The sequence below is a fragment of the Bacillus sp. PK6-013 genome (genome assembly GCF_054161445.1).
The window spans coordinates 1960212-1980007 of the sequence record NZ_CP096417.1 but is presented as its reverse complement, the minus strand read 5'-3'; the positions used below and the strand labels follow the sequence as shown (position 1 = coordinate 1980007).

The following is a 19796-nucleotide window of genomic DNA, read 5'->3' as shown; positions in this document are numbered from 1 at the left end:
CCCTCTATAAACCTTGACTACTGATGTCAAGGATACTACAGCGGGGGCTGAATTTCAAACACCGGGCGAAAAAACCGCTAGATTTTCATAATGCCGCCGGTATTGGCAGATGTCACCAGCTTTGAATACCGGGCGAGATAGCCCGTTTTCACTTTCGGTTCAAATCCGGGCCAGTTTGCTTTTCTTTTTTCCCACTCTTCATCGGAGATTTCGATGTTTAAAATCCGCTTTTCGATATCAACAATGATATGGTCGCCGTTTTCTACGAAAGCAAGCGGGCCGCCTTCGGCTGCTTCCGGCGAAACGTGGCCGATCGAAAGACCGCGGGAGGCTCCGGAAAAGCGGCCGTCGGTAATTAAAGCAACTTTCGGACCGAGGCCCATTCCGACGATCTGCGAAGTCGGTGCAAGCATTTCAGGCATTCCCGGTCCGCCTTTAGGACCTTCATAGCGGATGATGACGACATCTCCCGCTTTAACTTTACGGTTGATGATGCCGTCAAGCGCTTCTTCCTGTGAGTCAAAGACAACCGCAGGTCCTTCATGGCGGGTAATCCCGTCTTGGACGCCGCCGGTTTTAATGATCGCACCGTCAGGCGCCAGGTTGCCGAACAGGACGGCGAGTCCGCCTTGCTCTGAAAACGGCTGATCGATCGGATGAATGACCTCGTAATCTTTCACTTCGCGCCCGGCAATATTTTCGCCAAGCGTTTTTCCCGTTACGGTCAGCGTATCCAAGTGAAGCGCGCCTTCTTTTTTCGACAGCTCGTTTAAGACTGCTGATACGCCTCCAGCTTCATGCAAATCTTCAATAAACACATCGGAAGCCGGCGCAAGCTTTGATAAATGCGGAACCCTTGCCGCTACCTCATTGATCCGTTCAAGCGAGTAGTCGACCCCCGCTTCATTGGCGATCGCAAGCGTATGAAGGATCGTATTCGTTGATCCGCCGAGCGCCATGTCTAAAGCGAACGCGTTGTCGATCGCTTTTTCGGTCACGATGTCGCGCGGTTTAATATCCGACTTGATCAACTCCATCAGCTGGCGGGCCGACTGTTTGGCAAATTCCCTGCGGTCGGGCGATGTCGCCAAAATGGTGCCGTTGCCCGGCATGGCGATGCCAAGAGCTTCAGAAAGGCAGTTCATCGAGTTGGCCGTGAACATGCCCGAGCATGATCCGCATGTCGGACAGCCGAACTGTTCAAGCTCCTCAAGCCCTTTCTCATCGATTTTGCCTGATTGATAAGCGCCAACGCCTTCAAATACAGAGGAAAGCGAGATTTTCCGTCCGTCGCTCGTTCTTCCCGCTTCCATCGGCCCCCCGCTGACAAACACGGTCGGAATATTGATCCGCATTGCTGCCATGATCATACCCGGAGTGATTTTATCGCAGTTTGGAATACATACCATTCCGTCAAACCAGTGCGCTGATACAACCGTTTCCACTGAATCGGCGATGATTTCGCGGCTCGGAAGAGAATATCTCATTCCGATGTGCCCCATCGCAATTCCGTCGTCGACCCCGATTGTATTAAATTCAAACGGAACACCGCCGGCCTCTCTGATCGCCTCTTTGACGATTTTTCCAAACTCCTGCAAATGGACATGACCCGGTACGATATCGATATATGAGTTGCAAACGGCAATAAACGGTTTGCCGAAGTCCTCTTCTTTTACCCCAGCCGCGCGCAGCAAACTGCGGTGCGGCGCTCTGTCGATCCCTTTTGTAATCATGTCACTGCGTAAACCTGTCATCGTGATCCTCCTAAACATCTTCGTATTTACATTCTATATTTTCTGAATATTCAGTTTTAAAAAACTGTCTGCTAACCGCTTGCCGGACTGATCCGCAAGATGACGGTTGTTTTGATCTTCATCTGTAAATCATTCCCCATGAATCAGAACCTCCACATTCCATATGATTGCTAACTACTATATATATTTTCAGCGTGTTTTTCAACAATATTCGAAATATTTTTATAGAAAAAGTGATATTTTATAACAAGACGCGTGACTTTTTTCAAAATTCCCGGATGGATCGCCGCTTCAGAGCGAAGAGCTTAAGGCATAAAAAAAGACGCTGTTTCCAGCGTCCTTGTCAGCCGTCTTTTTTGCGGCTTTCCGTCATTTGCTTCCATACGGAGCCTTTCGCTTCTTCACCGTATTCGATCCGTTCGACCGCCATTTTGACTTGAAGGCTGACTTCAAATTCGGGATCGTTTTCAGCTTCTTTTAAAGCGGGAAGCGCGCTCTCATCGCCGACTTCGTACAGAAACATGGCGGCTCTCCAGCGCACAAGCTTGCTCGGGTCCTTGAGCGCTTTGATCATTGCCGGAATCGCTTCCGGGTTTCCGATGTCTGACAGACAATCACCGGCTGTTCTTCTGACCGTGATCGTTTTGTCTTCGAGTGCTTGATATAAAAGAGGAAGCACCGCAGGCGTTTCGATCATGCCCAAATAAACGACAGCAAGTCTTCTGATCGATGTTTTCGGGTCATTGAGCGCTTTTTCGAGTACTGGAATGTCCTTTTCATCCGGATCCATTTGTTCAAGATGGGCATAGCGTTTTTGCCAATCTTCCTCATCCATCATTTCAAGCGTTACCCGGTAAGACTTTCGCTGCACAGCCGCGCGTTTATCCTCAGCATCGCTTGATGCGGCTGATTCCGTCAGCTTCCGCAGGCGCTCCTCATCGTAAGCCGCCTCAAGCTCTTCCGTTACTTCACGGCCGATTTCTGAAAAATCGCCGAATCTGACGCCTTGCTCTTTCCAAGACCGTTCGAGCACGACGTTGGAAGACGCAGTTTTAAGCTTCAAGATCGCTTCTTGGAAACGTTCTGGAAGGCCGAAGCGCTCCTCGCGCTCGCCGTCGGTCAATTTCACCTGCATCGGTATCCCGCTGAACATTTGCACGAAGACTTTAACTTCGCCAAACGATTCTTTTTCTTCGGAACGGCCCCCCGCCTCTTCGGCTTCGCCCATTCCGAAAGCAGCACGCACGGCAGGGAGGATGTCTTTCCAGTCAAATCTCGCATTGCGCTCGACAGCGATAAAATCGGCCACATGGTAGACGCCTTTTACTCCCTCTATGTTTAAAACCTCTTGGATGACGGGAGGCGCGCCTTCCGCATGGTCCTTTTTATAATTATTGCTTTTTCCGCCCGGCAGTTCTTCGGTCAAAATCACCTTCATTGTATTCGGGCTCGGTGTCGGTTCTATCGATTTAATTTTCATCATTGTCCCCCTCTGTTAAAAGATCCGGTCTTATTCTACCATAACCCCCGGCCCTGATCTATCAAGGCGGCTTTCTCCGGAGAAGGCGCATTCATTTTCCAGTTCGCCGAGAAATTCGAGCATCAGCTGATGCCTTTTTTCCGCGAGCATCCTTCCCGTCTTTGTATTCATCAAATCTTTTAAAAGGAGAAGCTTCTCGTAAAAGTGGCCGACAGCAGTAGGCGCATTGGCGCTCCCGTAGAGGAGATGACCCTTTGCCCCTGCATACATCAAAGCCCTGGCGATCCCGACGGCGCCGATCGCATCAAGCCGATCGGCATCCTGAACTGCCATACCTTCTTTTGAAAGGCGTTCGTCTTTATATTTTTCTCTGTCTCTGAATGACATTCTTGTGATGATGGCAAGAATCCCGTCAATCGTTCCAGGATCGACCTTCCAGTCTTCTGAGAGGCGCCTTTTCAACTCATCAAGCGGAACCCGGTGTTCATCGTCCAGCTTTACATCAATCATATCGTGGAGAAGGGCGGAAGCTTCGGTCACAAACAGGTCTGCACCCTCTTCTTTTGCAATCTGAAGGCTTATGTTCCGAACCCTTTCGATATGCAGCCAGTCATGTCCTGTCCCTTCGGCTGCGAGCTTTTTTCTTACCCATTCGGACATCAAGCGGATCTGTTCTGTTTGTTCCTGATTCAGCCCAGCCATTTCTGAATGGCCTCCTCCATCTCCTTTGGATTGGTTTGCGGTGAAAAACGCTCAACGTTCTCCCCGGTTTGATCAACGAGAAATTTTGTGAAATTCCATTTGACCGCTTTTGTTCCAAGCATGCCCTTCGCCTTGTTCGTCAAGTGGCGGAACAGCGGGTGGATTTGATCTCCTTTTACATTCACCTTCGAAAACATCGGAAACGTGACCCCGTAGTTTACGCTGCAAAATTCTTCTATGCTTTTTTCATCGCCAGGCTCCTGATTCATGAATTGGTTGCTGGGAAAGCCCAGAATCTCAAGCCCCCGGTCTTTATATGTTTCATACAAGTCTTGAAGCTGTTGATATTGGGGTGTAAATCCGCACTTTGAGGCCGTGTTGACGATGAGAAGCACTTTGCCTTTATACGGCCGCAGTGTCGTGTCCTCGCCTTTAATCGTCTTGACGCTGATATCGTAAATGGACATGACGGTCCCTCCTTTTTAGAATAAACCTTTGGCCCTGCCGTCTTCACCGACATCCATTTTAAGTGCAGCAGGATGTTTCGGCAGCCCGGGCATTGTTAAAATGCTGCCAGTTAAAGCGACGATAAATCCCGCGCCCCTCGATGGTTTTAATTCACGGACGGTGATGCTGAAACCTTTCGGCCTGCCAATTTTCTCCGGATCATCTGATAAAGAATACTGAGTTTTGGCCACGCATACTGGCAGCCCGTCCAATCCGTTCTTTTTCAATTCCAGCAGCTGCTTTTTCGCCTTTTCGGTAAACTCTACCCCCTCGGCTCCATAAACGGTGCGGGAAATTTTGGCTAATTTGTCTTCGATCGAGTCGGTTAATTCGTATAAATAGGAAAAATGATTGTCCTTTTGCTCCATGACATGAATGACTTCCCTTGCCAGGTCAATCCCGCCTTTTCCGCCTTCTTCCCAAACATTGCACAGTGCAGCCGGATGCCCGTTGTCCCTGCACCAGCCAAGAACCGTCTCAAGCTCATCCTCCGCATCGTGTACGAACCTGTTGACGGCCACAACGTACGGAAGACCGAAGGCGTCTATCGTTTCGATATGCTTGGCAAGGTTTGCGATTCCGCTTTTTAATGCGTTTACGTCTTTTTGCTTCAAATCGGCGAGAGGCATTCCGCCGTGCATTTTCAGCGCTCTTACGGTGGCGACGATCACGACCGCTCCCGGGGTGAACCCGCCGGCTCTCGTTTTGATGTGCATGAATTTTTCCGCACCCAAATCCGCGCCAAATCCCGCTTCAGTCACGACATAATCAGCCAGTTTCGCCGCCGTTTTAGTCGCGATCAAACTGTTCGCCCCGTGTGCGATGTTTGCAAACGGGCCTCCGTGGACGAGCGCCGGTGTTCCTTCAACAGTCTGAACAAGGTTTGGTTTGATGGCATCTTTTAACAGGAGAGCGAGCGCTCCCTGAACACCGAGCATGCCGGCCGTCACCGGCTGTCCGTCAACAGTGTAGGCAACGATCATTGCTGCCAGACGTCTTTTTAAATCGGCCAAGTCTCCGGCCAGGCATAAAACGGCCATGATTTCCGATGCGACAGTAATGTCAAAGCCGTCTTCCCGGGGAAATCCGTTCGCTTTTCCGCCTAAGCCGACAACGGTTTCGCGCAGCGCCCTGTCATTGAGGTCAAGCGTCCTTTTCCAGACGATTTTTCTAATATCGATGTTTAATTCGTTTCCCTGATGAATATGATTGTCTATAAAAGCCGCCAAAGCGTTGTTCGCAGCTGTGATCGCATGCATATCTCCTGTAAAGTGAAGATTGATATCCTCCATCGGCAGAACCTGGGAATATCCTCCTCCGGCAGCCCCGCCTTTCAGTCCCATTGTCGGACCGAGTGAAGGTTCCCTCAGTGCAACGATCGATTTTTTGCCAATCTGCCAGAGCGCCTGGCTCAATCCGACGGTGACAGTCGACTTCCCTTCGCCGGCCGGGGTCGGGTTGATGGAGGTTACCAAAATCACCTGTCCATCGTTTTTTTCTTTTAAACGCTCAAAAATTTTTAAAGAAATTTTCGCTTTTGTGCAACCAAAACACTCTATTTCATCGTCATTTATATTGAGCTTCCGTGCAATTTCGGCAATCGGTTTTAATTCCGTACTTTGGGCGATTTCTATGTCTGATAGATGGGATTTCATTTGCAAGAGGATCCTCCTTTTGGTTCATCACACGATGATTTTCCATATTTTTCACACACTTCTTTCATTGTAACACAATTCACACATTGAAATATCGCCAAAAAGTTCCTATAATGAAGAAAAATCAGCGGAGAAAACCGGAGGTGGCGTGTTGCCTATCAACATACCTATCAATTTGCCAGCGAAGCAGATTCTTGAAAGTGAAAATATTTTTGTCATGGATGAAAAACGGGCTTTTCATCAGGACATCAGACCTTTAAATATTGTGATTCTTAATCTGATGCCGCAGAAAATCAGGACCGAGACACAGCTGCTCAGAATGCTCGGAAATTCTCCTTTACAGGTATATTTCACTTTTTTAATACCGTCTACACACACGCCAAAACATACACCAAGGCAGCATTTGGAACAGTTTTATACAACTTTTTCTTCGATCAGGAACAGAAAATTTGACGGCATGATCATTACCGGCGCGCCGATCGAGCACCTGGAGTATGAGGAAGTGTCCTATTGGAAAGAACTTCAGGAGATTTTAGAGTGGAGCAAAACGCATGTCACGTCAACGCTTCACATCTGCTGGGGAGCGCAGGCGGGGCTTTATCATCATTACGGAATTCGCAAAGTCAAACTGCCGAAAAAAACATTTGGCGTTTTCGAACACAGAATAATGGAGAAAAATGAAAGACTGGTCAGAGGCTTTGAAGAGTTCTACTATGTCCCGCATTCAAGGCATACAGATATAAATATGGATGACCTAAAAGCCGTTTCTCATTTAAAAGTGCTCAGCGTATCCGATGAAGCGGGCGTCTGTTTAATTGCTTCAAAAGATGAAAAACAAGTTTTTTTAACTGGACATCCTGAGTATGATACAGATACTCTTAAAGAAGAGTATGAAAGGGATTTGGCCAGAAACATGGACATTGATCCGCCGGTGAATTATTTTAAAGATGGGCCGGACGGTGCGGCGCCTGTAAACCGCTGGAAAGCCCACGCGACTCTTTTGTTCATGAACTGGCTGAATTATTACGTTTACCAGGAAACACCGTACGAGTGGAAATGAAATTCTCATGCCCTGGTCTGATGCAAGACATTCAAAATGTGTTAAAATACTGTTGGGTTAGTCTTCCATAAGGGGGTTCGGCTTGGCCGCGAAAGCAGGAATAATAAGGAACCCAGTGCTTTCCTGCCGATCCATACTTTAAAAATACCTTAATTTTTGTTCTTCATTTATAATTAAAATAATATTTATGGTATGGTATGTGTGGACATTGACTCCTGTTTTTTTACCATTTTAGCTCTTGCTGTTTGAATTAATTGAGGTGAATATGCTTGAATACCAATAAAAATATATTAATTTTGACTGCAAATTACGGAAATGGCCATGTTCAAGTAGCCAAAACGCTCTACCAAGAGTGCGAACGGCTCGGTTTTAAGAATGTAACTGTTTCGAATTTGTATCAAGAATCAAACCCGATTGTGTCAGAGATCACACAGTATCTCTACCTGAAAAGCTTTTCAATCGGTAAACAGTTTTATCGCCTTTTCTACTATGGGGTCGATAAAATTTACAATAAAAGAAAGTTTAATATTTATTTCAAAATGGGAAATAAACGGCTGGACCAACTGGTTAAAAAACATCAGCCAGACATCATTATCAATACGTTTCCAATGATTGTCGTACCCGAATACAGACGGAGAATGGGAAAAGTCATTCCGACCTTTAACGTCATGACGGATTTCTGCCTTCACAAAATTTGGGTCCACGAACACATTGACAAATATTACGTAGCCACTGATTATGTGAAGGAAAAACTGCTCGAAATCGGCACTCACCCGAGCAATGTCAAGATCACGGGTATTCCGATCCGCAGGCAGTTTGAAGAAGAAATGGACAAAGATAAAATCTACGAGAAGTATCAGCTGTCTCCCGACAAGAAGATATTGCTGATCATGGCAGGCGCACACGGGGTTCTTAAAAACGTAAAGGAACTGTGTGAATCTCTGGTGACGAAAGAGGATGTTCAAGTCGTCGTGGTGTGCGGAAAAAATACGATGCTGAAATCTTCACTGGAAGACATTGAAGCCCTTTATCCAAACAAGCTGAAATCACTCGGTTATATCGAAAGAATTGACGAGCTGTTCAGGGTGGCTGACTGCATGATCACAAAGCCGGGCGGAATTACCCTGACGGAGGCCACGGCAATCGGCGTTCCCGTCATCCTTTACAAGCCTGTTCCCGGGCAGGAAAAGGAAAATGCCCTGTTCTTCGAAGACAGAGGAGCTGCCATCGTCGTCAACAGGCATGAGGAAATTCTTGAATCAGTCTCCTCCCTTTTGGCTGATGAGAAAAAGTTAAACGAAATGAAGAAAAACATTAAAAACTTGCATTTATCCAATTCATCAGAAGTCATCCTGACGGACATTATCGAGCAGTCTGAAATCATCATGAACAAAAAACAGACTGTCCGGGCGCTGTCCTAAAAAAGCCCGAGTCAAAAAAACACTTGCCTTGCAAGTGTTTTTTTTCGTTTAATATTAAGATTCCGAGTAATAAACTTCTTCAAACGGCTGCACAACGACAAACCCGTTCCCTGAAAACTTCATTTGGATCGATTCCCCGCTTCCCCTGCCGATGAACGTCTTAAAAGATACATCTGTCACAAATTCAGGCTGAAGGCTTCCAGACCAGGCAACCGTTGCGTTTGGATCGGTATAGACTGGGCTTTCCGGGGTTACGATCAAAGTGAGCGGTTCGTAATGGCTTGTGATTGCAGCCATTCCAGTTCCCTCAAGCTTAATGTTAAACAATCCGCCGGCCAGCATGCCGGAAATTCTTTTCATCAGTTTGATGTCCCAGTGGATCGACGGCTCAAATGCGAGCAGATCGTGCCCGTTCACAAATATGGAGTCCCCCTTCAAGTTTAAGATGGAAATCTTCTTTCCTTGATCAGCGAGGTACACCTTTCCGTTTCCTTCCGCTTTCATCAGTGCAGCCCCTTCTCCGCTGAACACTTTTTTCACCATCCGTCCAATTCCGTGTTCAAATACCCCTTCACGCTTAAATTTGACTCTTCCCCTGTAGGAAACCATCGAACCGGCCTTTGCCCACACTTTTCCATCGAGATTAACTTCCAAGAGACGGGGTGTTTCCATTTCAAACAGCCCCTCCCCTTTGTCTTCCTGCTGGGTTTTGGATACAAACTCATCAACCGAATAACGGTTCATCTATAAACACTCCTCTTCGCATTCCTGATATTGGTTTTATTATATACGGGCTGACGCTTAAAATGTTTCGTCCGCTTTGCGAAAAATAATGATCAATAACCAGAAACTGAAAACGATTTCAAAGAAATTCCTTAAAAAAGCATTAAAGTTCATTTTTTTCTCTTGACAGCTTGACGAAGCCTCCATAGATAGTGTATAGTGAAACCATCATTTAGCAGAACACCGTTAGATGATGAAAATTTTTTTTAGCACATTGTGCTACAGTACTAGGAGGATTAAGCAATATGCAAAACGGTAAAGTAAAATGGTTTAACAATGAAAAAGGCTTCGGCTTCATCGAAGTTGAAGGCGGAGACGATGTATTCGTTCATTTCACTGCAATCGAAGGTGACGGATACAAATCTCTAGAAGAAGGACAAGAAGTTTCTTTCGAGATTGTTGAAGGTAATCGTGGACCTCAAGCATCTAACGTTGTAAAGCTTTAACAAAATCAAGACAATTGAGACTTCAAATAAGAGGAGAGGCATTTTTTGCCTCTCCTATTTAATTTTCAGCTGAATTTCGATTGCCAGTATATTTTGCTTCAACCTTTGCTCGATTTCCTCAATGTTCTTCTCGAGAGATGGACGCCCCTTTTTCGCGATATCAACGAGCTGTTCAAGATCTTTATATACCTCCACAAATGTCTTGTGAAGAACGGTTTGCAGTTCATTGCTTTCCACTGTTCCTCAGACTCCTTTTTTTCATGATTACCTAAATTAGTAATAAAGACTTATATTTTTTAGGTTCAATAGTTATATCGGATTAATTTTACTTTATTTTTTCTATTTCACACATAAAAATGCCTTTTTTAGAAAAAATACTTGTCGGAGGTGTATGATCATGAACTCAGAACATCGCGATGATCTTGTAACGGGATTTAATCAGCGCAAGCAGCTTGAAATAGCTGTAGAAACCGCCCAAAAGACGACGGGAATGGCGACGAGGCAAAAGAGCTCCACTTTGCTGAAATCGGCGTATCAATCCATCGAAGACGCCAGACAGCTGTCACAGGCTGAGGAACTATCCGCACTGGATGAAGACTTCTTAAACGAACAGCTCAACATCTTAAATGATTGCCAGCACCAGCTTGACGAATCACAGCATTAAAAAAACCGCGTTCAGCGGTTTTTTTAGCGCGGCCCAAGGAAGATGGTTTATTGGGGGGATCAATTTTTGTTTGTCAGCACGTCTCCATAGGTTCGGAGCTTTTCTCCGACCGTGCATTTTGAAATGCAAAATGCGTGGGCATACGTTTTTCCGTATTCTTTTCTGAAGTGTTTTTTAATGAAGCACCCTTCACAGTAGGTGTCCTGCAAATGTGTGAGTTCCTTAAAGATCTCTTTCTTATCCAAAACGTTCATCTCCGTTATTCATCTAGTTTGATTTGGCTTTCCACAATGGTATGCTCAAGCATTTTTTTTGCGAGCTGATCCGCTTCCTTGTTGTCTTTGCGGCTGATTTGAATATAGGTGGGCGTTAGCTTTAATTTTTGAAGCTGGCTCTCGATTCTGTCCAGCCATTTCGAATGAACGGGGTCATAGCATGGCCAGTTACCTTCAAGCTGGTTCAGCACGACGAGCGAATCCCCTTTTATGACGACGGAGTTCCTGCTTGCCCCAAGGTCTCTAAGCTCTTTAACGGCTTCGGAGAGAGCCGCATATTCCGCCTCGTTATTCGTTGTCAGCCGAAAGCTCTTGTTCTTTCTCAATCGGTACCGGTCCCCGCCGAGGGAGTAATATATCACAATGCCTAAACCAGCGAGCTGACTTTCTTTATCATAGCTGCCGTCAAAATAGACGGTGATCTCATCCGGTTCAGCCGCAAGTTCTTCTTTCAGCTTTTCCAGCTCTTTCAGAGTCCAAAAGCTGCCCTTCTCATCTTCAAACTCAAGTTCAGTGACATACGGACTTTGAGAAAGCTGACGCCCAGCCGCCACTGCCTCTTTCATCTCGATCCATTCATCAGCTGTAAAAGGAATTGGTGAAGACCCTTTAATCTTGATTTTCATACCTGCTCTCAGTTTCACAAAATCACCTTTATTCAAATTATGGCTTGTTATGCTATAATCAAAACAGTTTATTCAGAAAGGAAGTACCCGTTCTTGTTTAACGAAATATTATGGATTAGTTTTGCGATCATTAATTTTATCATTGTTCTCTTCTTTTTTAAACGATTTGGCAAAACCGGTTTATTTGTCTGGATCGGTTTTGCGACAGCCGCCGCCAATATCGAGGTGGTCAAAACGGTCGAGCTGTTCGGGTTGACCGCGACACTCGGCAACATCCTGTACGGAAGCGTATTTTTTGCGACTGACGTCATCAATGAAAGATACGGAAAGGAAGAAGCGAAAAAAGCCGTTTCAATCGGTTTTTTCATTCTGATTGCTTTGACGCTCGTCATGCAGGGAGCGCTTCTGTTCAAGCCGCATCCGGAAGACATTGCACAGCCTGCGCTGGAGACGATATTCGGCTTCTTGCCCCGTGTGGCGCTCGGCAGCCTGCTCGCCTATATCATCAGCCAAACGCTTGATGTTTATGTATATTCGGGAATCAGAAGGTTATTTCCTTCCGATCGGGCACTGTGGCTTCGCAACAGCGGCAGCACAGCCCTAAGCCAGCTGCTCGATACATTGATTTTTACAAGCGTCGCATTTATGGGCGCTTATCCGCTGAATGTCTGGATTCAGATTTTCATCACGACATATGTCTTGAAATTCGTTGTCGCCGTTTTCGCAGCGCCGTACGCTTATGCCGCTAAAAGAATCACCCCTTTGGATGAAAGGAGCGGAAACAATGCCGATTGAGGTCTATATCGACGGAGCAAGCGCGGGTGATCCCGGACCGTCCGGACTTGGCATTTTCATCAAAGACGGTCAGAAGACCGAGTCCTTCTCCCTTCCCGCCGGCTTACTGAGCAATCATGAAGCGGAATTCAAGGCGCTGATCGAAGGAATGAAGCTGTGCGCCGAACGAAACTACCGGATCGTTTCGTTTCGGACCGATTCGCAGATCGTCGAGCGCACGGCGGATTTGGAGTTTGTCAAAAATCAGGCATTTAAGCCTTATCTGGATGAAATCATCCGCTTAAAAAACGATTTTGATTTATTTTTTATCAAGTGGATTCCTTCGAAGTCTAACCAGGCGGCTGACAAGCTTGCGAAAAAGGCGATATTGCTGAACCACCCCGAGTAAAATCCATTCCCGCTGCACATCATAACGAGTGAGGTGGTTCATGTGGAAAAACAGCATTCAGCAGGAAGAGGCCGCCTGACAGGCGGTGTCACGCCCCAGGGAGATATTGTATTAAACCGGGATAACCGGCATACAGACCCAAAAACCGAGCTTGAAAACCGGGCGAAAAAAAGCAATACAAAACATTAGAGAGATCGGTTATCCGATCTCTCTTTTTTCGAATTTCACCAGCAGCGGTTCGATTCCCCGTATTTGATGAAGTCTCAGCATCGCTTTCGCCCTGTCATGCATCAAGGTGAAGTCTGCGTCGTCCAATGAGCAGGAAAGCGGTACATCGCATTTGATTTCTGCAAGGATTCTGGACAGCTTCAGGTCTTCAAGACATTCGGTTATTTTCGTCTGCTGACCCTTTGTCAGCTGTCCGATGTTTTCCAGCAGCCGGTCAACAGTCGAATATTCCTTAATCAGTTTGTAGGCCGTCTTTTCGCCGATGCCTTTTACACCCGGGTAGTTATCGCTTGTATCACCCATCAGCGCTTTGATGTCAATCAAAGCCTTCGGCTCGACACCGGTCTCTTCACTGAATGATTCTTCCGTGTATACTTTATAATTGCCGATTCCCTTTTGTAGCAGGGCGACTTTAACATTGACTGTTAAAAGCTGAAGCAAATCTTTATCACCGGTGACGATCGTGATCTCCGCTTCTTCGCTGAACATCGCTGACAGCGTGCCGATGCAGTCATCGGCTTCATAGCCCGCAATGCCGATATTTAAAATCCCGAGCTCTTCCGCCGCTTCCTTTGCCATGTCAAATTGCGGTATCAATTCTAGAGGCGGCTCGCCGCGATTCGCTTTATAGTCCTTAAATAAATCGTTGCGGTACGTTTTGCTTCCCATGTCCCAGCAGCAGACGACATGACTCGGTTCAAACGCAGACACCGCGGTTAACAGATGCTTTAAAAAGCCGTGAACCCCGTTTGTCGGCACCCCTTTGTCATTCAGCATAAAATTGCGGTGCACCGCAGTCGCAAAAAAAGACCGGAATAATAAAGCCATCCCGTCTACAAGCAGCAGCTTCTTGTTCATTATGGAAACTTCCTTTCATCATACAATGCACTTATTGTACCACAGGAGCAAAAATGATGAAAACAGCGTCAATCGACGCTGTTTCTATTTTTGGTGCTGTTTTTTGCTAGAAATTAATTTGGCGGCTTCCATTTGCGAATAGGATTCAGTCGCAAATTCAGTATTAAAGCCGTTCTTCTTTTTAGCGTTGTTGTTTCGCTGTGCATTCGCGTTGCCAAGCTTTGTTCTTCCCATTACACTTCACCTCCAGCGGGCGTGTCATGGTTTATGTTTTGCAAAAAAACATGACGCCACACGCGGAAGGATTCACCAGCTAGGCCTGCGGATATTTTCGGCTGACGTATTCGGCGACCATTTCTTTCGAGACGAGCCGTCTCGTGGGAACGATGCCTTTTTTGGCCAATTCGTTCATTTGCATGGTAATTTGGTTGATGAGGCCGGTTGAAAATGCTTCATTTCGCCGGCACTTATCAACCGCTTCATCGATCGCTTTTTCCCTCTCCTGTTCGAGACGCACGAACTGCTTGATGTGCTGGTGCTGTTTTTTGGAATGTGCTGTAATGGCTTCATGAACGTTTGTCATCATCTAATTCCCTTCTTTTTTTATTCAGTCTATCATGTCTGCCGGCCAGATATCCATACCAATATCAATCTGATTTAACTTGAGCGGAGCCATTGGCCTGCCAAGTTATGCGCTTTTTCAATGTTTTCACGCTCTGCGCTTTCCAACGGCTCATGAAAGTACGCTTCTTTTTGTTCTTCGAGTTGAGCTTTTGCGGACAGAACAGCCGCTTTCTGTAATTGTCCGGCGCTCGTTTTGCAGCGCTTTAAACATGTCCGCTTTTCACGTTGAATCCATTCGTCCGTGATAGCCAAAAGCTTTGCAGTAAACGCCTCGACAAGCCGGGCTTTGCCATTTTGCTGAAAAAACGCTTTAGGCGTTTTGAACATTTTCAGTTCATCTGCAAATTCCCCTTCATCCGCTGACGCTGCAGCTGTTTCCCAGCTGCCGGTCTCAGGGCGGTCAGCTGTGATATGAACCGCAAAATAAGGATTATCGGCAAGCCGCTCTTTTACGGCATTTGCCCACTGTTCGCCGGCATACTTGAGCATGATGTTTTCCATTCTGATATCAAGCGCTTTTAGTTCCTGCAAAAATTCGAATTCATACTCCTTTAAGCAGCTTTTCAAAGCGGTTTGCAGATTGGCGCGCCAATCTCCGTTCTGAAGCCCTGGATGGATTGCAGCTTTAAATAAATCGTGTGCATAAAAGGCCAGGCGCTGCCTCATGTGGTAAAATTGCTCTTCCACATCCTTTTCGGTCATTTGAAGGATTGATGATCCCTTTTCTGCTTCTTCAATGACAGCTAAAGCCGCTTGATAAGCTTTGGCGATCCGCTTTTGCTCCGCTTCCTTTTCTTCAGCGGAACGGTGCAGTGAACGGCGGAGCTGAAAGACGGTTTCACACAGTTTTTTGCCTTCATCAAGCAGCTCTTCGACAGCTGTTCTGGCTAGACCATTTTCGATAAAATCGTCGAGCTCCCGCTTTAATCTGCTGAAATCGTTATTCGGCGAAGCTTTTTTGCTGAGCTCCTGTTTGCTCGATACGTGATACAGATGCGGGTTTTGAATGCCTTCTTTCAAGAGCTCTCCCCTAACATAGTCTTCAACCGTCTGTAATTCGGCCGGGTTTTCCGCGAGGTCTGCCGCATTTAAAATAAAAAACATTTTATCCATGCTGAAAGCGTCTTTAATGAGTCCGAGCTTGCGCAAAAACGACCGGTCCGCTTTGGAAAATGCATGCTGGTAGTATGTTAAGTAAAGCAGAGCATCGGCATCTTTCATGTATTGAAACGCAAGCTCAGTATGCCGCTTATTCATGCTGCTGGCACCCGGTGTATCGACGATCGTAATTCCTTTCTCCGTGACCGGTGTGCTCAAATAAACGGTGACTTCACGGACGGCGCAGGCCGTTTGTTCTTCAGCGACATACGGATGCAGATCTTCAGCGGAAATCGTCAGGATTTCCCGATCGTTGATATATGAACCATAACGCTCATAAGCTTTGAGGAAGTTCTTGATCAGCAGCCGTTCATCATCATCCAGGTCTCCTTTTTTCAAAAGTTTTCCAAGTTTTTCGCCAAAAGCGGAGCCTTTTGCCGCAGCCATTTTCCCCTCCAATAGCTGATCCAGTTCCGCTCTGATTTCCTCTTCCGTTTTAAAAACGACTTCAGCCGTCCCGTTCCTTTTGGTTCCCGACGGTTTTGTTATTTTATTAATCGTTGCCGTTGTCGGCGTCGGAGATGACGGCAGCACTTTCCGCCCGCAGAGCGCATTTGCAAAAGACGATTTGCCGGAACTGAATGCGCCGAAGAGCGCCAGGGTAAACTGCCTTGTATGAAGGCGTTCCGTTTTGTCCAAGAATGCTTTTCGCTGCTTTTCCAAAGCAGGAATATCCGCCAAAAACCGGGCCAAGTCGAAAAAGTGCTCAATGTACTCAGAAACGCCCTTTTTCGGATGGAGCACATCGTCTTTACGGCTGCTGTTTTCCCCTTGCACACGGACCGGTTCCGCTCGTCGGGCATCAAGCGGTTTTTCAAGGGGCTTTTTTTCTTCGGCATACCAATTCGCTGGCAGCTCGCTCTGATCGCCGTGTTCCCATTGATCCCAGAGACGGTTTGCTTTTTCATATGACTTCTGCTGTTCGATCAACCGGCTTTCGAGCTCGGCGAGCTTCGCCTGTTCCGCTTCATATTCGACTTTCATCGCTTCCGCCTGCAGGCCGCTTCTTTCTTTGATGAATGTTTTGAGCTGATCGATAAGCGGCTGCGCTTGTCTTTTTGCCTTTCTTCTGATGTTTTCAGCCAGTTCTTTCGTATAGTTCAGCACATATTCCGGTGTAAGCTCAGCCCCTTTTTTCTGGGAACGAAGCAGTTCATTTTCATCTACCTCTGTCCGAAATTGAAGAACGTCCCGAAGCAGTTCATCACTCTGGACGTTAAAGCGGTTCATGAAAGCCTTGATTGCTTCAATGACATGCCAGTCGATTTCGGCTTGAACCCTTTTTTGAACGTCGGCAAGAAACACTTCTTTTCGTTTTTGTTTTTCTTCAAGCGTTTTGGCCTTGCTGAAAAGAAAGCCTTTTTTAAAGCCTTTTTCGATAGATTCCAAATACGATTTGGCCAGTTCTCTCATCTCAAACGGCGTTAAGTTTGCGTTTTGGGCAATTGTATGAATGTCTTTTTTGATTTGTTCCTCCGCCCGTTTTTCCTGTTCTATCAAATCGGCAAGCCGTGCTTTTACAGACTCGACTTTTTCTCTTAAGGAAGCGGTTTCTTCAGACAGAGCCGTGTCTTCGTCACTGATCAGCATTTTGATATGTTCATAAATCAGGCTGCTGATTTTTTGCTCCGTATATGCCTTTAGCTGCTGTTCGGATTGATGCTGCAACCTTTCCAGCACAGCGCGAAGCCGGGTGAATTCGTTCAGCGGATGACCGGCTTCGGTGACCGATGTAAAAAAGAGATGATCTTCATCGATCCCTTCTTTCTGCAGCATATCAAGCACTTGCTTTTTATAGGCATGGAAGCCTGTTTCTGCTTCGTCATGACGGTCAATCTGGTTCACGATGAAAAAAATATTGGGTATCTGATCTTTTATTGATCGAAGAAATTTCACATTTTCTTCGGAATGGACATGATTATAATGCACGACATAAAACAAGGCATCCGCCTGGTGAAGTATCGAAGACGCCGATAAAAAATGGGCATCGTCCGTCGAATCAATTCCGGGCGTGTCAATTAAGACGGCCTGAGGCGCGATTCCTGAAAATGGCCCCTCGATTTCCACCATTTCAATCTGGCTGCCGTCCCTGCAGTACGCCTGCACTTTTTCTTTATCATAAGAGCCATCCATCCGGGCGTATCTTCCATCGATCGTATGGAGTGTTGTTTTCATTTCCCCCCGGCGGACCAGCACAAGATTGGCGCTCGTCGGTATCGGACTTGTCGGCAGGACGTCTTCCTGAAGCAGCGCGTTCAATAGCGATGATTTTCCTGCTGAATAATGTCCGGTTAACGCAATATACACTTCTTTTCTCAGCCATTTTCGGATGATTCCCGCAAGCTGCGCAGACCGCTTGTCATCCCCGTTCTTCCTGAGCTCCCCGAAAACCGCTCCGGCTCTTTTCAACAGGTCGTCTTTCGTGTTTATTTGCGCCATGTTTCCTACCCCTTTTTGCGTTGTTGTTTGCCATCTTAGCCCTTTCTCCCATTTTACACAACCTTGCTGTATTTTTCTTCACAATCTGAAAGAAAAAACGAGAAAAAGCTGCCTGTTTCGGCAGCTTCAGCACGTGTATTTATTTATTTTTGCGGATTCGCTCCTGCGATACCTTTTAAGACATAACCAATCAATAAACTGTATGTACTGACCGCCGCCAGCAAAAAAAACATCGTCATATGCGACTCACCATCCTATAATGAGAATGTTTATCATCATTATAAATCAAATGATAATCATTTTCAATGGTGTAATTTTTCTAATGCCTGTTCTTCCGTGCGGATGCGGATGTACATGACAGCAGCGTTGAGCACCGTAAATAAAAGTGCGGTGGCGTATGCCTGGAAAAGCAGGGGCAAAAGCAGAAATTCAAGAGCCACCGCCACATAGTTCGGGTGTTTGAACCATTGATAAGGTCCCTTTCGGACAAGGTTCGTTCCAGGGATGACAAGGATTTTCGTGTTCCAGCATCTCCCCAGAGAAAAGAGCGCCCAATACCGGAGGGCCTGAGTGAAGATGAGGCCTGTTAATACGACAAGCGCCATCGGAAGAGGTCCGCGTTGAAAAACGATCGTTTCCCAAATCAAACATATGAAAAACAAAACATGCATCGCGACGATATAAGGGTAATGACGTCTCCCGTATTCGACCGCTCCCTCTTTCAGAGCGTTTTTTTTCATTGAACTTCGCGACTGCCAGCTCAAGCAGGCGCTGGGCGGCAAAAATGCTTAAAATTGTCCAAAACATGTGTCAGTCACTCTCTTTTTGTCCATTTCAAAAGCAGCAGCTCCGATGAAAAGCCCGGGCCGAGCGCCCCTAAGAGACCGTATTTTCCCGGTATGGGACTGCCATGCAGGCAATATTCTTTTAAAACATGCATCACAGTGGCTGATGACATATTGCCGTGCCTGGCCAAAATTTTTCGTGAACAGTCGATGTGCGCTTCGGAAAAGCCGAGGCTTGCCATATAAGCGTCGAGAACTTTTTTTCCGCCAGGATGGGCAAGAAATACTTGAATGTTCTCCAAAGCGAGTTGTTCCCTATTGAGAAATGCTTCGACATCGTTCTTTAAATGTGTTTTGATTAATGTCGGAATGTCCCTGGAAAAAAACGACACGGAAACCGTTGTCATTGATTTCCCAGCCCATGACATCTTCCGAATCTTCCAAGGTGGCTGATTGTGAGCTCACTACTTCCGGAAGAACCTCCAATCTGGCTGATGAGAAATCCGCTTCCTTGCCGCACATTAAGAGCGCGGCGATTCCATCGCCAAATAAAGATGTGCCGATAAGGTTGCTTTTCGATTGATCATCCTTTTGAAACGTTAAGCTGCACAGCTCCGCCGCAATCACAAGGACATGGGCTTTTGGAAACGCTTTGCAGTATTCGAATGCCCGCGCTATACCTGAAGCTCCTCCTGCACAGCCGAGCCCCCAAATCGGAATCCGCTTCGTCTGTTTTGAAAAAGGCAGAATGTTCATGAGCTTCGCTTCAATGCCGGGAGTCGAGATGCCTGTAGAAGATATAAAAAAAATCGCTTCAATTTTTTCGAAAGGGATTTCTTTTTTCAAAAACCGTTCGTCTGACAGGCAATTCGAAACGGCTTCTGCACTGTGTCTGACAGCCATTTCAATGTACGCCTGATTTTTTTCCTTGAAGCTCCTGGATTCTTTATACCAATCCAAAGGCATGACAAATTGTCTTGAAGCGATTTCTCCATTTTGGAAAGCTGACAGCAGCCGGTCAATGTCTTTAAATGAATCTTTGAACATCTCCCTCGCAAAAACGGCCGCTTCCTTCTGGTCAACATGGCAGCGGGGAAGGCTTGTCCCCGCCGAAATGACGTAGGCCATAACACCACCTCTATTTACAG

General features: G+C 46.4%; 21 protein-coding genes and 2 pseudogenes. 7 read left to right on the top strand and 16 right to left on the bottom strand.

The window, feature by feature from the left end; all coding sequences use genetic code 11:
• Positions 1–77: 77 nt before the first annotated feature.
• The 5 genes from ilvD to M1E03_RS10035 form a co-directional block, all read right to left on the bottom strand.
• A complete protein-coding gene (gene ilvD, locus M1E03_RS10055; protein WP_020451884.1) occupies positions 78–1754 on the bottom strand; it encodes a dihydroxy-acid dehydratase in 1677 nt (558 codons plus the stop codon).
• Positions 1755–2097: 343 nt separating this feature from the next.
• Positions 2098–3234, bottom strand: coding sequence for a conserved virulence factor C family protein (locus tag M1E03_RS10050; RefSeq protein WP_096748197.1), 1137 nt, complete (start codon positions 3232–3234; stop codon positions 2098–2100).
• 30 nt (positions 3235–3264) lie between these two features.
• Positions 3265–3936 (bottom strand): HD domain-containing protein, encoded by a 672-nt coding sequence (locus tag M1E03_RS10045; protein WP_195536690.1) that lies wholly within the window; start codon positions 3934–3936, stop codon positions 3265–3267.
• Positions 3924–4403, bottom strand: a complete 480-nt coding sequence (locus M1E03_RS10040) for a glutathione peroxidase (protein WP_020451887.1) — start codon at positions 4401–4403, stop codon at positions 3924–3926. Before M1E03_RS10040 ends, M1E03_RS10045 begins: the two co-directional genes overlap by 13 nt.
• A gap of 15 nt (positions 4404–4418) precedes the next feature.
• Positions 4419–6098 (bottom strand): formate--tetrahydrofolate ligase, encoded by a 1680-nt coding sequence (locus tag M1E03_RS10035; RefSeq protein WP_105981366.1) that lies wholly within the window; start codon positions 6096–6098, stop codon positions 4419–4421.
• 151 nt (positions 6099–6249) lie between these two features.
• Between M1E03_RS10035 and metA the strand changes: the two genes are divergently transcribed.
• Both metA and M1E03_RS10025 read left to right on the top strand, forming a co-directional pair.
• On the top strand, positions 6250–7158 hold the full coding sequence (gene metA, locus M1E03_RS10030; protein ID WP_020451889.1) for a homoserine O-acetyltransferase MetA: 909 nt from the start codon (positions 6250–6252) through the stop codon (positions 7156–7158).
• A 269-nt stretch (positions 7159–7427) separates the two neighbouring features.
• Entirely contained in the window at positions 7428–8579 is a 1152-nt protein-coding gene (locus M1E03_RS10025; protein ID WP_020451890.1) for a diglucosyl diacylglycerol synthase, read from the top strand.
• A gap of 54 nt (positions 8580–8633) precedes the next feature.
• On the opposite strand, the gene M1E03_RS10020 is transcribed toward M1E03_RS10025, so the two are convergent.
• Positions 8634–9323, bottom strand: a complete 690-nt coding sequence (locus M1E03_RS10020) for an AIM24 family protein (RefSeq protein ID WP_020451891.1) — start codon at positions 9321–9323, stop codon at positions 8634–8636.
• 284 nt (positions 9324–9607) lie between these two features.
• Here M1E03_RS10020 and cspD point away from each other — a divergent pair, with 284 nt between their 5' ends.
• On the top strand, positions 9608–9808 hold the full coding sequence (gene cspD / locus M1E03_RS10015) for a cold-shock protein CspD (protein WP_003230776.1): 201 nt from the start codon (positions 9608–9610) through the stop codon (positions 9806–9808).
• 54 nt (positions 9809–9862) lie between these two features.
• Here cspD and M1E03_RS10010 read toward each other — a convergent pair whose 3' ends face one another.
• Positions 9863–10045, bottom strand: coding sequence for a hypothetical protein (locus M1E03_RS10010; RefSeq protein ID WP_003182837.1), 183 nt, complete (start codon positions 10043–10045; stop codon positions 9863–9865).
• Between the two features lie 160 nt (positions 10046–10205).
• On the opposite strand from M1E03_RS10010, the gene M1E03_RS10005 reads away from it, so the two are divergent.
• Positions 10206–10472, top strand: a complete 267-nt coding sequence (locus M1E03_RS10005; protein WP_020451892.1) for a DUF2564 family protein — start codon at positions 10206–10208, stop codon at positions 10470–10472.
• A gap of 59 nt (positions 10473–10531) precedes the next feature.
• Here M1E03_RS10005 and M1E03_RS10000 read toward each other — a convergent pair whose 3' ends face one another.
• Positions 10532–10717 (bottom strand): zinc-finger domain-containing protein, encoded by a 186-nt coding sequence (locus tag M1E03_RS10000; RefSeq protein WP_003182841.1) that lies wholly within the window; start codon positions 10715–10717, stop codon positions 10532–10534.
• Positions 10718–10731: 14 nt separating this feature from the next.
• Positions 10732–11391: a reverse transcriptase-like protein gene (locus M1E03_RS09995; RefSeq protein ID WP_020451893.1), complete on the bottom strand. Its 660-nt coding sequence runs from the start codon at positions 11389–11391 to the stop codon at positions 10732–10734.
• A gap of 75 nt (positions 11392–11466) precedes the next feature.
• On the opposite strand from M1E03_RS09995, the gene M1E03_RS09990 reads away from it, so the two are divergent.
• Genes M1E03_RS09990 through sspL form a run of 3 tightly spaced genes read left to right on the top strand, consistent with a single transcriptional unit; the run spans position 11467 to position 12745 of the window.
• Complete coding sequence (locus tag M1E03_RS09990; RefSeq protein ID WP_023857402.1) at positions 11467–12168, top strand: queuosine precursor transporter; 702 nt, start codon at positions 11467–11469, stop codon at positions 12166–12168.
• Entirely contained in the window at positions 12158–12556 is a 399-nt protein-coding gene (locus tag M1E03_RS09985; RefSeq protein ID WP_020451895.1) for a reverse transcriptase-like protein, read from the top strand. Before M1E03_RS09990 ends, M1E03_RS09985 begins: the two co-directional genes overlap by 11 nt.
• A 42-nt stretch (positions 12557–12598) precedes the next feature.
• Positions 12599–12745 carry a small, acid-soluble spore protein L gene (gene sspL, locus M1E03_RS09980; RefSeq protein ID WP_003182847.1) on the top strand — a complete coding sequence of 49 codons (147 nt, stop codon included), beginning with the start codon at positions 12599–12601 and terminating at the stop codon, positions 12743–12745.
• 9 nt (positions 12746–12754) lie between these two features.
• Here sspL and M1E03_RS09975 read toward each other — a convergent pair whose 3' ends face one another.
• From M1E03_RS09975 to M1E03_RS09945, 7 genes and pseudogenes are all read right to left on the bottom strand, one after another.
• On the bottom strand, positions 12755–13642 hold the full coding sequence (locus M1E03_RS09975; RefSeq protein WP_020451896.1) for a 5'-3' exonuclease: 888 nt from the start codon (positions 13640–13642) through the stop codon (positions 12755–12757).
• An 84-nt stretch (positions 13643–13726) separates the two neighbouring features.
• Entirely contained in the window at positions 13727–13876 is a 150-nt protein-coding gene (locus M1E03_RS09970; RefSeq protein ID WP_003182852.1) for a hypothetical protein, read from the bottom strand.
• A 79-nt stretch (positions 13877–13955) separates the two neighbouring features.
• On the bottom strand, positions 13956–14225 hold the full coding sequence (locus M1E03_RS09965) for a YpbS family protein (protein ID WP_023857403.1): 270 nt from the start codon (positions 14223–14225) through the stop codon (positions 13956–13958).
• A gap of 74 nt (positions 14226–14299) precedes the next feature.
• Positions 14300–17863, bottom strand: a complete 3564-nt coding sequence (locus M1E03_RS09960) for a dynamin family protein (protein WP_458110763.1) — start codon at positions 17861–17863, stop codon at positions 14300–14302.
• Between the two features lie 143 nt (positions 17864–18006).
• On the bottom strand, positions 18007–18102 hold the full coding sequence (gene fbpC / locus M1E03_RS09955) for a Fur-regulated basic protein FbpC (protein WP_003182857.1): 96 nt from the start codon (positions 18100–18102) through the stop codon (positions 18007–18009).
• A gap of 63 nt (positions 18103–18165) precedes the next feature.
• Positions 18166–18670 (bottom strand): annotated as a pseudogene (locus tag M1E03_RS09950) (isoprenylcysteine carboxyl methyltransferase family protein).
• Positions 18671–18677: 7 nt separating this feature from the next.
• Positions 18678–19776, bottom strand: a pseudogene (locus M1E03_RS09945) (type III polyketide synthase).
• Positions 19777–19796: the final 20 nt, after the last annotated feature.

Excerpts from the sequence above, each read along its gene's own strand:
- M1E03_RS09965 (WP_023857403.1), bottom strand. The coding sequence starts at position 14,225 with ATGACAAACGTTCATGAAGCCATTACAGCACATTCCAAAAAACAGCAC.
- M1E03_RS10045 (WP_195536690.1), bottom strand. The coding sequence starts at position 3,936 with ATGGCTGGGCTGAATCAGGAACAAACAGAACAGATCCGCTTGATGTCC.
- M1E03_RS10050 (WP_096748197.1), bottom strand. The coding sequence starts at position 3,234 with ATGAAAATTAAATCGATAGAACCGACACCGAGCCCGAATACAATGAAG.
- M1E03_RS10020 (WP_020451891.1), bottom strand. The coding sequence starts at position 9,323 with ATGAACCGTTATTCGGTTGATGAGTTTGTATCCAAAACCCAGCAGGAA.
- M1E03_RS09985 (WP_020451895.1), top strand. The coding sequence starts at position 12,158 with ATGCCGATTGAGGTCTATATCGACGGAGCAAGCGCGGGTGATCCCGGA.
- M1E03_RS09960 (WP_458110763.1), bottom strand. The coding sequence starts at position 17,863 with ATGGCGCAAATAAACACGAAAGACGACCTGTTGAAAAGAGCCGGAGCG.
- cspD (WP_003230776.1), top strand. The coding sequence starts at position 9,608 with ATGCAAAACGGTAAAGTAAAATGGTTTAACAATGAAAAAGGCTTCGGC.
- ilvD (WP_020451884.1), bottom strand. The coding sequence starts at position 1,754 with ATGACAGGTTTACGCAGTGACATGATTACAAAAGGGATCGACAGAGCG.
- M1E03_RS10040 (WP_020451887.1), bottom strand. The coding sequence starts at position 4,403 with ATGTCCATTTACGATATCAGCGTCAAGACGATTAAAGGCGAGGACACG.
- M1E03_RS09975 (WP_020451896.1), bottom strand. The coding sequence starts at position 13,642 with ATGAACAAGAAGCTGCTGCTTGTAGACGGGATGGCTTTATTATTCCGG.
- M1E03_RS10035 (WP_105981366.1), bottom strand. The coding sequence starts at position 6,098 with ATGAAATCCCATCTATCAGACATAGAAATCGCCCAAAGTACGGAATTA.
- M1E03_RS09970 (WP_003182852.1), bottom strand. The coding sequence starts at position 13,876 with ATGGGAAGAACAAAGCTTGGCAACGCGAATGCACAGCGAAACAACAAC.
- fbpC (WP_003182857.1), bottom strand. The coding sequence starts at position 18,102 with ATGACGATGTTTTTTTTGCTGGCGGCGGTCAGTACATACAGTTTATTG.
- M1E03_RS10005 (WP_020451892.1), top strand. The coding sequence starts at position 10,206 with ATGAACTCAGAACATCGCGATGATCTTGTAACGGGATTTAATCAGCGC.